General features: G+C 38.4%; 13 protein-coding genes. 9 read left to right on the forward strand and 4 right to left on the reverse strand.

The genetic code is table 11. From position 1 onward, the window contains the following. Positions 1–50: 50 nt before the first annotated feature. Positions 51–200 (reverse strand): hypothetical protein, encoded by a 150-nt coding sequence (locus tag I4641_RS00005; RefSeq protein ID WP_229638362.1) that lies wholly within the window; start codon positions 198–200, stop codon positions 51–53. Between the two features lie 203 nt (positions 201–403). Here I4641_RS00005 and ilvD point away from each other — a divergent pair, with 203 nt between their 5' ends. The 7 genes from ilvD to I4641_RS00040 all read left to right on the forward strand — a co-directional run bounded on the left by ilvD (position 404) and on the right by I4641_RS00040 (position 6,925). Beyond that, positions 404–2,089 (forward strand): dihydroxy-acid dehydratase, encoded by a 1,686-nt coding sequence (gene ilvD, locus I4641_RS00010; RefSeq protein ID WP_229638363.1) that lies wholly within the window; start codon positions 404–406, stop codon positions 2,087–2,089. A 180-nt stretch (positions 2,090–2,269) separates the two neighbouring features. Then, positions 2,270–2,809 carry a DUF4330 domain-containing protein gene (locus I4641_RS00015; protein ID WP_229638364.1) on the forward strand — a complete coding sequence of 180 codons (540 nt, stop codon included), beginning with the start codon at positions 2,270–2,272 and terminating at the stop codon, positions 2,807–2,809. Between the two features lie 27 nt (positions 2,810–2,836). Continuing rightward, a complete protein-coding gene (gene trmB / locus I4641_RS00020; RefSeq protein WP_229638365.1) occupies positions 2,837–3,475 on the forward strand; it encodes a tRNA (guanosine(46)-N7)-methyltransferase TrmB in 639 nt (212 codons plus the stop codon). A 33-nt stretch (positions 3,476–3,508) separates the two neighbouring features. Continuing rightward, positions 3,509–4,570, forward strand: a complete 1,062-nt coding sequence (locus I4641_RS00025) for an AI-2E family transporter (RefSeq protein WP_229638366.1) — start codon at positions 3,509–3,511, stop codon at positions 4,568–4,570. A gap of 29 nt (positions 4,571–4,599) precedes the next feature. Continuing rightward, complete coding sequence (coaD, locus tag I4641_RS00030; RefSeq protein ID WP_229638367.1) at positions 4,600–5,079, forward strand: pantetheine-phosphate adenylyltransferase; 480 nt, start codon at positions 4,600–4,602, stop codon at positions 5,077–5,079. Positions 5,080–5,202: 123 nt separating this feature from the next. Further along, positions 5,203–5,799 carry a DivIVA domain-containing protein gene (locus I4641_RS00035; RefSeq protein WP_229638368.1) on the forward strand — a complete coding sequence of 199 codons (597 nt, stop codon included), beginning with the start codon at positions 5,203–5,205 and terminating at the stop codon, positions 5,797–5,799. Between the two features lie 55 nt (positions 5,800–5,854). Beyond that, a complete protein-coding gene (locus I4641_RS00040) occupies positions 5,855–6,925 on the forward strand; it encodes an acyltransferase family protein (protein WP_229638369.1) in 1,071 nt (356 codons plus the stop codon). Between the two features lie 43 nt (positions 6,926–6,968). Here I4641_RS00040 and I4641_RS00045 read toward each other — a convergent pair whose 3' ends face one another. Together I4641_RS00045 and I4641_RS00050 are read right to left on the reverse strand one after the other, a co-directional pair. Then, complete coding sequence (locus I4641_RS00045; protein ID WP_229638370.1) at positions 6,969–7,979, reverse strand: succinate--CoA ligase subunit alpha; 1,011 nt, start codon at positions 7,977–7,979, stop codon at positions 6,969–6,971. Positions 7,980–8,039: 60 nt separating this feature from the next. Continuing rightward, a complete protein-coding gene (locus tag I4641_RS00050; RefSeq protein ID WP_229638371.1) occupies positions 8,040–9,233 on the reverse strand; it encodes an ATP-grasp domain-containing protein in 1,194 nt (397 codons plus the stop codon). A gap of 533 nt (positions 9,234–9,766) precedes the next feature. Here I4641_RS00050 and I4641_RS00055 point away from each other — a divergent pair. Continuing rightward, positions 9,767–10,483: a hypothetical protein gene (locus I4641_RS00055; RefSeq protein ID WP_369426690.1), complete on the forward strand. Its 717-nt coding sequence runs from the start codon at positions 9,767–9,769 to the stop codon at positions 10,481–10,483. Between the two features lie 345 nt (positions 10,484–10,828). Further along, positions 10,829–13,447 carry an ATP-dependent chaperone ClpB gene (gene clpB / locus I4641_RS00060; protein ID WP_229638373.1) on the forward strand — a complete coding sequence of 873 codons (2,619 nt, stop codon included), beginning with the start codon at positions 10,829–10,831 and terminating at the stop codon, positions 13,445–13,447. A gap of 166 nt (positions 13,448–13,613) precedes the next feature. On the opposite strand, the gene I4641_RS00065 is transcribed toward clpB, so the two are convergent. Continuing rightward, positions 13,614–14,588, reverse strand: coding sequence for a Rieske 2Fe-2S domain-containing protein (locus tag I4641_RS00065; protein WP_229638374.1), 975 nt, complete (start codon positions 14,586–14,588; stop codon positions 13,614–13,616). Positions 14,589–14,681 lie beyond the last annotated feature (93 nt).

Consider the following 14,681-nt stretch of genomic DNA (forward strand, 5'->3'; position numbering starts at 1 on the left):
AGAGAACTCATATGACATTTTATCTGTTAATCAACCTCAAAATCAACACCCTACCTGAGTAGGCATTCCTCCCCCTGCGTAGCAGGAGGTTTCCTGCCTAAAGACAGATGAATCTTTGGATGAGGATTTAACTGGGAACTACCGACAAAACTAGCCACAAACTCGTTAGCAGGATTATCTAAAGCTTTTTGAACATACATAGAGAAAATCTATGTTTAATTTAATCTTCTGTCTATCTTTAATAGATATACGGGGGATTATAATTTTGTTTATCCACAGATACAGTAGCGGAATAATAAATCGCTCAATAAATATTAGTTCAATGGCTAATAGCTAATAGCTAACAGCTAATAGCTAAAACACATTTCATAGTCAATAGCCGAAATAATATCAGGAGAAATAAATGGCTGATAATCGAAGAAGTCAAGAAGTAACCAAAGGAGATAGTAGATCGCCTAACCGTGCTATGTTACGAGCAGTAGGTTTTGGTGATGATGATTTCAATAAGCCCATTGTGGGTTTGGCTAATGGCTATAGCACTATTACTCCTTGCAACATGGGTATCAATACTTTAGCCTTGCGTGCGGAATCTGCCCTAAGAGATGCGGGAGCAATGCCTCAGATGTTTGGCACAATTACTATTAGTGACGGGATTTCTATGGGTACAGAAGGAATGAAATACTCCTTAGTATCCCGCGATGTAATTGCCGACTCCATCGAGACAGCTTGTAACGGTCAAAGTATGGATGCAGTGTTGGCTGTGGGTGGTTGCGATAAAAATATGCCTGGAGCAATGTTGGCGATCGCTAGAATGGATATTCCCAGTATATTTGTCTATGGTGGCACAATTAAACCAGGCAAGCACAATGGTGAAGATTTAACCGTCGTCAGTGCTTTTGAAGCAGTTGGTAAGTTTAGTGCGGGAAAAATTGACCAAGCCGAATTAGATGCGATCGAACGCAAAGCTTGTCCTGGAGCGGGTTCTTGTGGGGGAATGTTTACTGCCAACACCATGTCTTCTGCATTTGAGGCAATGGGGATGAGTTTACCCTATTCTTCGACTATGGCAGCAGAAGATGAAGAGAAAGCAGAAAGTACCGAAAAGTCTGCGTTTGCTTTAGTTGAAGCAATTAAGCAACAAATTCTACCCAGTCAGATCTTAACTCGCAAAGCCTTTGAAAACGCCATTACCGTAATTATGGCAGTGGGGGGATCGACTAATTCTGTATTGCATTTACTGGCGATCGCCAATACTATGGGGGTTGACTTAACTATTGACGATTTTGAAACTATTCGTCAGCGAGTCCCCGTAATTTGTGACCTCAAACCATCAGGAAAATACGTCACGGTCGATCTTCATAATGCAGGGGGGATTCCTCAAGTAATGAAGATGCTTCTGGTTAATGGTTTGCTACATGGGGATGCACTAACTGTTACAGGCAAAACTATAGCCCAAACCCTAGCCGATGTCCCTGATCATCCTCCCTCAGACCAGGATGTGATTCGCCAGTGGGGTAAACCTGTCTATGCCGAAGGACACCTAGCAGTACTTAAAGGGAACCTTGCCAGTGAAGGATCGGTGGCAAAAATTAGTGGTGTCAAAAACCCTGTGATAACTGGTCCAGCTAGAGTTTTTGAATCAGAAGAAGAATGTTTAGATGCCATTCTAGATGGCAAAATTAACGCAGGAGATATTATCGTCGTGCGTTATGAAGGACCAAAAGGTGGACCAGGAATGCGGGAAATGCTTGCCCCCACCTCTGCTATTATTGGTGCTGGATTGGGCGATTCGGTCGGCTTAATTACCGATGGTCGTTTCTCTGGCGGTACATATGGCATGGTTGTCGGTCATGTTGCCCCAGAAGCAGCTGTAGGCGGTACTATTGCCTTGGTAAACGAAGGAGATAGTATTACTATTGATGCTCGTCAAAGATTATTACAACTTAATGTAGACGATGCCGAATTAACTAAGCGTCGTAGTCAATGGACTCCCAGAAAACCCAAATATACCAGAGGGGTATTGGCGAAGTATGCAAAGCTAGTTTCTTCTAGTAGTTTGGGTGGCGTAACTGATTTGGGTTTAGGGTAACATCGCTGCGCTTCGGTAACAAGTCATTAATAAAAGCTTTTATAGATTAGCCTCTTAACGACTTGTTACATTAATGTTTGAAGTAGCCCGAAGAATTAAGTCTTTATAACCTCATTACAACTGGGATGCGTATAATGTAAACGAAATTATTTTGGATATTAAAATATCTGACGGCTGATTATGAAAATTATTGATTCCAAAGGAAGACTATTCGGTAAGTTAAGCATTCTCGACTTTGCTGCTGCTGGGGTAATTGGGTTAGTCGCTGTCGGTATTTTCTTCTTCCCTGGTACTCCTTTAACTAATAATATTGTCGCTCAAACCAAACAAAAGCCCATTGAAGTGGAAATATTAGTTAGGGGATTGGGTGTGACTAATTTAGATAGTTTATTTAAAGAATTTAAAGAAAACCAAGAGGCGGATATTGTGATTCGCAACCAACCCGCAGGAAAGGTAAAAATAGTTGGCAATGAACTTTTACCTCGTACAACCCCCGTACCACAGCCAGACGGTACAGTGAAAGCATTGCCCGATCCGCGCCCTGAAATTATGATGATTCGAGATATGTTGGTTACTGTCGAAGGAAAGGCGGAAGCGACTAGTACTGGTTTTGTTTTGCCAGGAAGTAAAAAAGTAAAAATAGGTTCTTCTATTCAATTACAAGGCAATACTTACGACTTTAATGGTACTGTCGTTTCTATAGAATTAAAAGATTCCTAAAGGTTCGTTTTTACTAATTCTCCAGATATGCCAATTCGTATTCGTCAGCACGTCAATCCCCTCGCGCGTAAATTTCAACAGCCAATAACAATACCCAACTGGCAAGAAGTCTTGGAAAACCCCCAACAGGATATACATTTGGATATTGGCTGTGCGCGGGGTGGTTTTTTGCTTGAAATGGCGCAACAACACCCCGAAATTAATTTTTTAGGTATTGAAATTCGTCAGCCTTTAGTTTCTGCTGCTAATCAACTGAAGAATGAATTGGGCATAGCGAATCTCCATTATCTCTTTGGTAATATGAATAGTTCGGCGGAAGTGCTATTAAAATCTTTTCCTGGTAATGCTCTCAAAACCATTTCGGTACAATTCCCCGATCCTTGGTTCAAAAAACGTCATAATAAACGCAGAGTCGTCCAAAATGAGTTAGTTCGGGTTTTAGTAAACTACCTAGGAGAAGGAGGGCGAGTTTTTCTGCAATCAGATATTGAAGAAGTAGCAAAAGAAATGCGCGATCGCTTTACGGCTGATTCTCGATTAATTCTACAACATACAACAACCTGGTTAGATGCAAACCCCTTTTCAGTAGCCACAGAAAGAGAACTGTATGTGCTAGAACAAAATCTACCCGTCTATAGAGTTATGTTCTATAAATCCTCAACGTAAGTTTATTCCTCTTTCTTCTCTCTTTTTTATTTTATGCTCGACACAATTTCTAAATTACCGAAGTGGCTTACTAGAGGTTTAGTTTTACCACTATTAGTACTTAATGGATGGTTATTAATCTTAGTATTTGAATATTTTCAATCTTTGATTACTATCTTTGCTACGGCTACCCTGTTATCGTTTATTTTGGATTATCCCGTACGTTTTCTGGAAAAAAAAGGCATCAAAAGAGCGATCGCAATTCTCATTGTTCTCTTGATGGGTATTTTACTTTTCAGCATTATCGGCGTAACGGTTATCCCCATTTTGATCGATCAGCTTAATGGACTGTTGGATCGTTTACCCAGTTACGTTGCATCTGGTAGCGAACAGGCAAAAGCCTTCGAAATTTGGGCTGACGAACGCAATTTTCCCGTTAGCGTTAGTAGTATAGTCGCCGATGCTCTCGGTCGCATATCCTATCAATTGCAACAGTTAAGCGGGCAGATTTTGGGTAGTGTCTTTTCTGTGTTGGGTAGCTTAGTCGATTTACTGTTAACTATTGTTTTGACCTTTTATTTGTTACTACACGGTAACGAACTATGGGAAGATTTGTTTCGGATTTTTCCTGAAGAGACAGCAGATAAAATTCGCGCCTCCTTAAAACAAACTTTTAATAATTATTTTGGCGGACAATTAACTGTTGCCTCGGTGATGGGAGTAGTAATTACTATTACCTTTTTTATTATCCAAGTCCCCTTTGCATTTTTATTTGGTTTGGCAGTGGGAATCATGGCACTGTTTCCTTTTGGTGCGGGTTTGAGTATCAGTTTGGTTAGTTTTTTGATGGCACTAAAAAGTATTTGGTTGGGCTTGAAAGTACTGGCGATCGCTTTTGTCGTCGAGCAAATTGTTGAAAGTGTGATCGCCCCTCGTTTGTTGGGAGAATTCACTGGTTTAAACCCAGTTCTGGTCTTAGTTTCTTTGTTGATTGGCGCACAATTAGGAGGCTTTTTAGGCTTAATTTTGGCAGTCCCCGTAGCTAGTTTTATCAAAAGTTTATGGACTATTTTTAAGTCCATCAACGAACATCTTGAAATACCTGTAGAAGTTTAAGAATATCAATAGGTAAGTAATTTAAAAAAATGATTGCCATTTATCCCGGTAGTTTCGATCCTGTAACTTTAGGACATATAGATATTATTGAAAGAGGGGCAAAATTATTCGATAAAGTTATTGTAGCTGTGCTTTCTAATCCTAGTAAAAATCCTTTGTTTAGCGTTGAAAAAAGATTAGAGCAAATTACTCAATGTACTCAACACATTAGTAATGTAGAAGTTGATAGTTTTGCTGGACTAACTGTAGAATATGCCAAATTGCATAATGCAGGGGTATTATTAAGAGGTTTGAGAGTCCTATCCGATTTTGAGAAAGAATTGCAGATGGCTCATACTAATAAAACCCTCAATCAAGACATTGAAACAGTATTTTTAGCCACCACTAAAGAATATAGTTTTTTGAGTAGTAGTATTGTCAAAGAAATCGCTCAATTTGGAGGGTCAGTCGATCATTTAGTGTCAGCAAATATTGCTAGAGATATGCATCAAAAATATCAAAAAAACTAGTTTAAATGCACGGTTGCCATCAAAACAACATTTCGTGATTCAAATGTTTGATTGTCTTAAATATAATGTTGGCAAATATTGGTTAACTGAGTTACAAATATACTCAGATAATTCTATTTAATAATGTTACAAGAAAATTATTCCCACGATCCTCAAACACAGTATAACGAGTCCCAAACAGCAGTAGATATTACTAATAATTCTCATACTGGTTTTGCAATTGAAGGAGAATTAGATCGTTTAAAAGAACTAATCTTGAGTAGTTCTCACATCCCTCTTACCGAATTGGCGATCGTTGATCGGGAACTTTTGCTAGAACAAATTTTACAAATACAAGAGAACTTACCGATCGAGTTAGGGACGGCGGTGGAAATAGTTAATCGCCGACAAGAGATAATTGCTGATGCTCAAGGTTATGCTTGTTTGATCGTTAAGTCTGCGGAAGAAAAAGCTCATCAGATAGTACAAGAGTCGGCTATCTTACGTCAGGCAGAATTAGATGCTGCCAAAATTCGTCTCAGAATCGAACAAGAATGCGAACAATTGCAACAAGCAACTAAAACTGAAGTAGCTCGATTAAAACAAAATGCGATCGCCGAATGTCAGGACATTGAAGAAGACGTCGATCTTTATGCAGACAGGGTTTTAAAAGATTTGGAGGAGAGATTGGCGCAAATGCTAACCATCGTGCAAAACGGGCGTCAGCAATTGGATCTATAATAAATTGTCTCAAGTGTTTAGAGATTAATTTTATTTAAAACAAAAATACTGAATAATGATAGTCGTATCTCCTCCCCAAAAAAAGTTTTTAAACTCAATCAACTATTTTCGAGGAATTGCAATTATTATTATTGTTGCCGCTCATTCTTATGGTATAGCTAACTGGAATGTTTATCAAGATCCTACTCTGTTTGAAAAGTTTTTTTATGCTTTGAATTTGAATGGCAGCGTGTTTTTTATGTTCATTTCTGGGTTTTTATACAACCACATTTTTTATCCCAGATTTAACTATAAAAAATTTATGATTAAAAAAGCTAAATATGTTCTAATTCCTTATTTAGTTTGTTCTATATTGCCAATTTTGTATGCAGTTTTTATTGATATAGAAGGTGGTTTTCTATTAGATAGTCTCAAAGATAAACCGACCCTAGCAATACTCTGGTTTTTAGCCACAGGGAGAGCAGTTTATGCCTACTGGTATATTCCGATGATTATCTTAATCTTTGCGATCTCTCCTTTAATTAATGCCATCATAAAATCCAAATATTTAATATATATAACTCTGGGTCTAATTCCAATTTCGATGCTCGTCCATCGACCAATACACAATACTAATCCCGTTCATTCTCTGGTTTATTTTTTACCGATATATCTACTAGGAATATATAGCTCGATTAACCAAAAGAAAATATATGCTTTCTTAAAAAGTAATCAGGTTAAAATTACCATTTTGTTCTTAGCAATTGCCTTGGGTTTAATTCAAGTTTTAATATTTAACGTCCACGGTAACTTTAGTAAAGGTTTTTGGTCGATAACTGTACCAGATGTGAATTTACTACAAAAAATATTGTTGTGCTTTTTATTGATGTCTGTTTTAGATAAATACGAGGATACAGATATTACAGCCATGAAAAAAACGGCTGAAACTAGTTTTGCTATTTATTTTATTCATCCCTTCCTACTCAAGCCGATAACAAAATTGGTTAGAAGCTTAGAATTAGGCATCCAGGGAAACATACTCACTTTGATTGTAGCTACTTTTTTAGTAGTAATTGTCTCTATAGCGATCGCCCATTTATTAAAGCTAGTGTTTAAGGGTAATAGTCGTTACATCATCGGTTGGTAGTCAAGAAAAAATCAGAAAAAAATCTTGATTCTACAAAAATAGACTATATTTTATTGCTGTGCAGCATTTCCGATAACAGAGAAGGAATTTCACTGGGTCTTTTAGCTACTCTGACTCCTACTTTTTTCAATTTATTGATAATACGTCGTTCTTGACTTGCGACGGGAATTGATGCAGATAAATGGTTGCTAATAATAGTGACTGCATCGCGAAATATCCTTTCTTGAGGAGTTTTTAACCCCGCAACATAGGCAATAATTGGCTTATGGCAACCTGCATCCCTACAATGGGCTAAGATTTCCTCGGTTTGTTTAATTCTTTCTCCAATAAAAATAATAGCGTCAGTCTGAGGATCTTCCTCAAGAATAGATAACCATTGAAGTAAATTAGAACCGATAATGTGATCGTTTCCCAAACCAACAACTATTGATTGTCCCATACCCGCCTGGTTTAATTCTGCTGCTACTTCGTAGGATAAATCCCGACTAGTTGAGATCGAGCCAATATTGCCTGGTTGATAAAAATGGGGCTGCAACCTACCCAGCCAAACTTGATCGGGTAAAGTGATGCCATCGCTACCAGGACCCAAAATTAAAGTATTGTGGGCTTGGGCATGTTTAATAATTTCAATAGTATCGAGGGGTGCAATATTGGAAGTCAAGATGATTACTCTTCTGATTCCTGTGGCGATCGCTTCTTTGACTGCATCTAAAACCTGATAGGGAGGAACAAAAATCAAACTAGTATCTATTTTATCTGTGATGGTCAAAACCTGTTCTACCAGATCGAAAACAGGTATATCTTCTACCTTTGTTCCTCCTCGACCAGGGCTGACTCCTGCAATAACCTCTGTACCGTAGGTTTTCATTTGTACTGCATAAAAAGCAGCTTCCAATTCTGTGATTCCTTGAATAATGACTTTATTTGGAGACGACCAATTCATAAAATTAGAATAATTGACAGGTAAATAATCGGGGAGATCGAATTCGAGGGGTCTAATAGTAGCAAAAGAATCGTCCAAATTAGAGTAGTAAATATCGGGAGGCAAATTCATTTCTTTGAGTTACAGTTTTGAATCTACTTCTCTTCTAGCAAGGTTTAGACAATAATTCCTTTAACTAGATTTAACCACAGCGATCGCTTTATCTATGGAGTCTTCTAGACTACTAGACAAATACATATTTTCTTCAATCTTCAGATTGCTAAAATTTTCCCCTTTTAAGATTCTTAAAATAAATTTAGGTAGGGTTTGAGAGCGATCGCTATTATAGTCTGTCTCTTCTTGTTGGGAGAGTAAATTTGATTCTTGGGTAGCTCGAATATAATCGGCAATAGTCTCTATAATCTCGCCATTAATTGCTTCACTTTCCCAAATATTAATTAAAACAGCTTTTAGTCCCTCGATGGACTCCAATTCTGCCAAAATTTGTTGTAGACTATCTCGATAAAATTGAGAACGACTTTCTAAATCGACAAAATTATGATCGATCGTGATGCCACAAGCAGGACTGAGCCTATTTTGATTCAGTAAATCCCATGATAGCAATGCCAGATCGAAACTACTACAAACAACGGCAATTTTACCCGACTTATTTTGCCAATCTAACCAATGCCAATTAGGGCGATCTAAAGCATTTTTTACTTGGTCTTGAGGAAAATTCAAGGTGGCGATAATTGGCTGTCTTCCTAAAGCGTGGTCGTTGATCGTAATTTTTCCATCTAATGCCATCAATTCTCCATTTTTGTTGACCCCCAAAGGATTGATTTCAATCAAGTCTAGATCTTTTTCTTGAAATAGACGATACATTTTTGCAATAATTTCACTCACCGAGCAGATTAATTGTCCCGACAAACCCATGCTGGCAGCCAAACGACGGGCATAAAACAAAGAAAATTCGTCATCTATTACTACCTGCTGTAAATTTGCCAAGAGAGAATTAACATTCATTCCTCCACATGCCGAACCCAATAGTACGGGGCATTGGAGATCGTAATCTAAGACAATTGCTAGAAAAAATTCTCTTTCTGTGTTGTAATGAGCTTCAGCTAAAATAACCTGGGGGTATTCTCCCAAAATAGAAAGATTAAAAATCGTCCGTGCTGCTGCGATCGCATCAATCGTATTCGCCACAAACTTGATGCCGCCAGCTTTTCCTCTTCCTCCCGACCTCACCTGAGACTTCAAAACCACAGGATAAGGAATTTGTAATTGTTTGATCGTTCTAGAATCTTTGATAGTCTGAGACGGTAGAATAGGAATATCTACCATTTTAAATAATTCTTTAGCTTGATATTCTAGTAGTTCCATGAGGTGTTGCGATCGATAAATTACTATATATACTTTTCTAGGTGGCAATAAGTCACAATACCAACTCTTGATTAATTAAAAATATTCAAAAGTGCCAAGGCATTTTAAAAGCACATATCACTGCGCTATATTGTTTACATTATTAAAATATTCAGTTATTTGTTAGTCTAGATTGAAAATCCACTCAAGAAGCAATTATTATGGGTACGGTTTTAAGCCAGAACCATCTTAAATAAAAATTATTGCTCAAAAGTAACAAATGTTGCACTTTTGTTGATATTTTCGGCTGATATTTTATACTTATGTTCTAGTATCTCTCAATGCCAACTACTTTGGTTCTATTTGCTACAACCATTAAACTCTCAACTAAAATAGATTCACCTATTCAACTATGCCCTACAACTACCACGAACTATTTTTTCACACTGTAAAAGTAGCGATATTAGCAACTCACCAACAAAGCGTTTAACGTCTGGGAAAATCAGGTTCAACTCATAAAAGCTATGACAAAATCTCGTGATTATGGAAGGGGAATGGAAAAAGTTGTAATTATTATCAACGCCGAAGTTAGCGAAAAAGGAAATTTAATTTCAGCGTCGCCAGTAACTCAAAAGATGGTTGAAGCCCTGCAACGTAGTATTGCTGAATATTCCAGTCCATCAACAGTTGTAGAAATTGTGTCTGCGGCAACTCTGTGGTCTAAACATTCAATAAACATCAAGAAAAGCCAAGACGATCCAGCAATTTACTTTCCTCTGACAATTCAGTTACCAGAGTATTTTGACTTTCCTCAAAAGCAAATTTATTCCGATTGCAAAGATGTAAATGCCAGAAGAAGATGGGTAGAAAAGACCCTAGGATTTAAAACTAGTTTTGGCGACTCCTGGCTGGGACATTTGTGGTTACCTATCGTTTTGACCGATAAGCCCATTTTTGCCGAAGTTATTGGTGAGGGGTCGATGCCAAATTCCTACGAACAACCCATACCCATCCCCAGTCGTCAGAGGAAATCTATTCATGGTTTAGCAGAGCAACTTCTAGATTCTTTGGATGCACCTCCTGCCACTTATTTGCTACAGTTTAGCTTGCACAATGGTGAAATCGTATTTGATCGCTTGTGGCCATTTCCTGCTGCACCTGCTTTGATAACTCTCAAAACTCAAAAACCAGACCTATTTACCTGCCATTGGCACTGTCTGACGAAACAACCCATTCCAGATATTAATGTTTCTGATGCTATGCCTATTTGAGAGATTAGGTGTCTTGATGCTTCCCATCATAAATGATGGGAGAGCCTCAATATTTCTTAGTTGTGAATCAGCCGCGATCGACAAATCAAAAAATAGTCCCACAATTTCAAGGGGACTTTGATGTTTTTGATGAGATTGGGAAATTTATTTCATATTTAATATTTAATCGGGAAAACCAGACTTAAATAGTTGGGGTATCCTACCAGGCTATATAGATCCTTATCGCTACAATAATATCAAGTCGAATATTTATATCAGCATTCAATTATTAATTACTAATTACCTTCATAAATCAAACTTACTAAATTACAGTTTTTATTTTCTAATCATAGGGAGAAAGAACAGATGCAACCCAGTAACCCACAAAAATTCACCGAAAAAGCTTGGCAAGCGATCGCCCGAGTACAAGATATTGCCAAACAAAGTCAGCAACAACAGGTAGAAACAGAACACCTATTTAAAGCCTTGCTCGAACAAGAAGGACTGGCGAATAGTATCTTTAACAAAGCGGATCTAAGTATTCAAAGACTACAAGACAAGGTAGATAGCTTTATTACCAGTCAGCCCAAAATTAGTAATTCCAGCGGTAGTGTTTTCTTGGGACGTAGTTTAGATACCTTATTGGATCGAGCAGAAAAATACCGTACTGAATTTGACGATGACTACATTTCTATCGAACATTTGGTACTTGGTTTTGCTAAAGACGATCGCTTTGGACGGAAGCTATTCCAAGAAGTCGGCGTTACAGAAAACAGACTTAAAGAAATTATCGTACAAGTGCGGGGAAAACAAAAAGTAACCGACCAAAATCCCGAAGGCAAATATGATGCTTTAGAAAAATACGGGCGAGAGTTAACCAAACTAGCTAGAGAAGGCAAACTAGACCCCGTAATTGGACGGGATGAAGAAATTCGCCGTACCATTCAAATCCTATCCCGTCGGACTAAAAATAATCCCGTCCTAATTGGCGAACCAGGTGTTGGTAAGACGGCAATTGTTGAAGGGTTAGCCCAGCGCATCATTAACCGAGATGTTCCCGAATCTTTGCGCGATCGCACTGTGGTAGCCTTAGATATGGGTGCGTTGATTGCAGGGGCAAAACTGCGGGGTGAATTTGAAGAACGTCTTAAAGCTGTTTTAAAAGAAGTTACCGAATCGAATGGTAGTGTAATTCTCTTTATTGATGAGATTCATACTGTTGTTGGTGCGGGGGCGGCCCAAGGTTCGATGGATGCGGGGAATTTACTCAAGCCCATGTTAGCCAGAGGAGAGTTGCGCTGTATTGGGGCGACTACCCTAGATGAATATCGCAAGTATATTGAAAAAGATGCAGCCTTAGAAAGACGCTTTCAATCTGTCTTAGTAGACGAACCTAACGTGGTGGATACGATCTCCATTCTACGGGGGCTAAAAGAGCGTTATGAAGGACATCACGGGGTAAGTATTACCGATACTGCTTTGGTGGCTGCTGCAACCCTATCTAACCGCTATATCAGCGATCGCTTTTTGCCCGACAAGGCGATCGATTTGGTGGATGAGTCTGCTGCTAAGTTGAAAATGGAAATTACTTCCAAACCCGAAGAATTAGATGAACTCGATCGCAAAATCCTTCAGTTGGAAATGGAAAGACTGTCTTTAGAAAAAGAAGATAATCCTATTTCTAAAGAGAGATTGGACAGGTTAGAAAAAGAACTAGCAAATCTGAAGGAAGATCAATCGGAAATAAACGCTCAATGGCAGTCGGAAAAAGAAGTAATCGACCAAATTCGCGTCCTTAAAGACGATATCAATGCCATAACCATCGAAATCGAGCAAGCAGAAAGAGATTATGACCTCAATCGCGCTGCGGAATTACGGTACGGTAAATTAAATCAACTCCAAGAACAAGTTGTTGAAATCGAACAAAAACTAGCCCAAAGACAAACCTCTGGCAAGTCTTTATTACGAGAAGAGGTATTGGAGTCTGATATTGCCGAAATTATTGCAAAATGGACTGGCATACCCCTTAGAAAGCTTATTGAGTCGGAAAAATCTAAACTGCTCAATCTAGAATCCGAACTACACGAACAGGTAATCGGACAAGAAGAAGCTGTAACCGCTGTAGCAGATGCAATTCAACGTTCTCGCGCAGGGCTGGCAGACCCTCAACGTCCTACGGCTAGCTTTATTTTCCTCGGTCCAACTGGGGTGGGTAAAACTGAACTTGCTAAGGCACTATCTCAAAGCTTGTTTGATACTCAAGAAGCCTTGGTGCGGATCGATATGTCCGAATATATGGAGAAACATTCTATCTCTCGTTTAGTTGGCGCGCCTCCAGGATATGTCGGTTATGACGAAGGGGGACAATTAACCGAAGCTATACGCCGTCGCCCCTATTCGGTAATTCTGTTTGATGAAATTGAAAAAGCCCATCCCGATGTTTTCAACATTATGCTGCAAATATTGGATGATGGCAGACTGACAGACTCTCAAGGACGCACGGTGGACTTTACCAATACTATTATCATTATGACTAGTAATATTGGTTCGCAGTATATCCTCGATGTAGCAGGAGATGATAGCCAATACGAAGAAATGCGATCGCGAGTTATGATGACAATGCGGGATAGCTTCCGTCCCGAATTTCTCAACCGTATTGATGACATCATTATTTTCCATGCCTTAACCAAAGTTCAATTACGCAATATCGTTCAGCTACAGGTTAAAGGTTTAGAAAGACGTTTGTCAGAACAAAAACTCTCCTTAAAAATCTCCGATAGTGGTTTAGATTATCTAGCGGATCTCGGTTTCGACCCCGTGTATGGGGCAAGACCATTAAAACGTGCTATTTCTAGGTATTTAGAAACGGCGATCGCCAAATCAATCCTGCGGGGTGAATATCAAGGTGGCGATACGATCTTTGTGGATGTGGAAGGAGAAAGATTAACTTTCAAATGTCTATCAGCAGGGATATTAACCAGCTAAAATCGGTTAAGGAAATTGCAAAAAATAGGTAGTGCTGTAGAAGTGATGATTTAGAATGAGAATTGATATTTAAGAACTAGGTTTTTTCTTGAGTAAGTTACTCTTTATTTTTCCTACTTAAACTTCATGATCATTACGAAACTCCAGTTTTCAACATGGACGGCGTTTAATTATTATCTTTCAACCAGCGATCGCAGTTATTCTTAACCCAATCCATTCCTACTTCGTTGTTTAATTTGATTTTTTGTGGTGCATTAGCATAAATTTTGTTCAAAACATTAGCATCTTGTTCTACGACAATTTTACTTGCTCCCAAAAATTGATTATTTAAAAGTTTTGCCATAGGATTATTTGACTTGCCAAATAGTAAGACGTAGGTTCGAGTTTGAGTTGTTGATTCGGGAACAAAAAGATGACATTGGGCAATTTTTCCTAATGGCATATCGCCATAAAATATAACGATACTAGGAAAGTAATTTGACAAATGAGCTTCAATTACATCAGGAATTAAAAATTGCTTTGGTTGCTTGAGTTTTTCCCAGAAAGTTTTAGATGCTGTGGGAGTACTAAAAAAAGCTTCCGAATGATAGCCATTATCAATAAATTCTTTAAACTGAACTTCAGTAATTTCAAATAAATCTCGATGGGTACCATTCTGATGATTATAATCGTGCATGATTAATAGCATCGATCGCAAGTCTGTTTCTACACTAGTATCGGCAGTAAAACCAATAAATTCATAATCTTGGCTAATTCGATCTAAAATATCGGGAATAGGAATCTTCGGTTTACAATCGCCATAAGACCAAATAAAATCATCTTTAATAATCAACTCTAAAGACTTTAACTGAGGCAAAGTTTTTTTATTCGTACCTGGTAAAATCGTACGGCCATCGCGATCGAATTCTAAAGCGTGGAATGGACATACCACCGTACTAGAGTTATCTGATTTAGCTTCACACCAACCCTCTGACAGCATTGCACCCATGTGGGGACATATATTTGATAAAGCATTAACTTCTCCTGCTTTGTCTTTCCAGATAACGTAGTCTTCACCATAGAGGGAAACTTTCTGGGGCTGGTTTATTTGTAGCATGGATTTATGCGCCAATAGCCAAGGCGCACCTTTTAACATAGTCATATTGTTGTTAATTTTGGATGGTGGAATACTAACTTTGACTTGACAAACAGTTGTCGAACAATTATGAGCGACAAAATAGTTATAATGTTGTCG

Source organism: Waterburya agarophytonicola KI4, assembly GCF_020640915.1.
In the GTDB taxonomy this organism is placed as follows: Bacteria; Cyanobacteriota; Cyanobacteriia; order Cyanobacteriales; family Xenococcaceae; genus Waterburya; species Waterburya agarophytonicola.

Excerpts from the sequence above, each read along its gene's own strand:
- I4641_RS00040 (WP_229638369.1), top strand. The coding sequence starts at position 5,855 with ATGATAGTCGTATCTCCTCCCCAAAAAAAGTTTTTAAACTCAATCAAC.
- coaD (WP_229638367.1), top strand. The coding sequence starts at position 4,600 with ATGATTGCCATTTATCCCGGTAGTTTCGATCCTGTAACTTTAGGACAT.
- I4641_RS00005 (WP_229638362.1), bottom strand. The coding sequence starts at position 200 with ATGTATGTTCAAAAAGCTTTAGATAATCCTGCTAACGAGTTTGTGGCT.
- I4641_RS00035 (WP_229638368.1), top strand. The coding sequence starts at position 5,203 with ATGTTACAAGAAAATTATTCCCACGATCCTCAAACACAGTATAACGAG.
- I4641_RS00015 (WP_229638364.1), top strand. The coding sequence starts at position 2,270 with ATGAAAATTATTGATTCCAAAGGAAGACTATTCGGTAAGTTAAGCATT.
- I4641_RS00055 (WP_369426690.1), top strand. The coding sequence starts at position 9,767 with ATGGAAAAAGTTGTAATTATTATCAACGCCGAAGTTAGCGAAAAAGGA.
- I4641_RS00045 (WP_229638370.1), bottom strand. The coding sequence starts at position 7,979 with ATGAATTTGCCTCCCGATATTTACTACTCTAATTTGGACGATTCTTTT.
- I4641_RS00025 (WP_229638366.1), top strand. The coding sequence starts at position 3,509 with ATGCTCGACACAATTTCTAAATTACCGAAGTGGCTTACTAGAGGTTTA.
- I4641_RS00065 (WP_229638374.1), bottom strand. The coding sequence starts at position 14,588 with ATGACTATGTTAAAAGGTGCGCCTTGGCTATTGGCGCATAAATCCATG.
- clpB (WP_229638373.1), top strand. The coding sequence starts at position 10,829 with ATGCAACCCAGTAACCCACAAAAATTCACCGAAAAAGCTTGGCAAGCG.
- trmB (WP_229638365.1), top strand. The coding sequence starts at position 2,837 with ATGCCAATTCGTATTCGTCAGCACGTCAATCCCCTCGCGCGTAAATTT.
- ilvD (WP_229638363.1), top strand. The coding sequence starts at position 404 with ATGGCTGATAATCGAAGAAGTCAAGAAGTAACCAAAGGAGATAGTAGA.
- I4641_RS00050 (WP_229638371.1), bottom strand. The coding sequence starts at position 9,233 with ATGGAACTACTAGAATATCAAGCTAAAGAATTATTTAAAATGGTAGAT.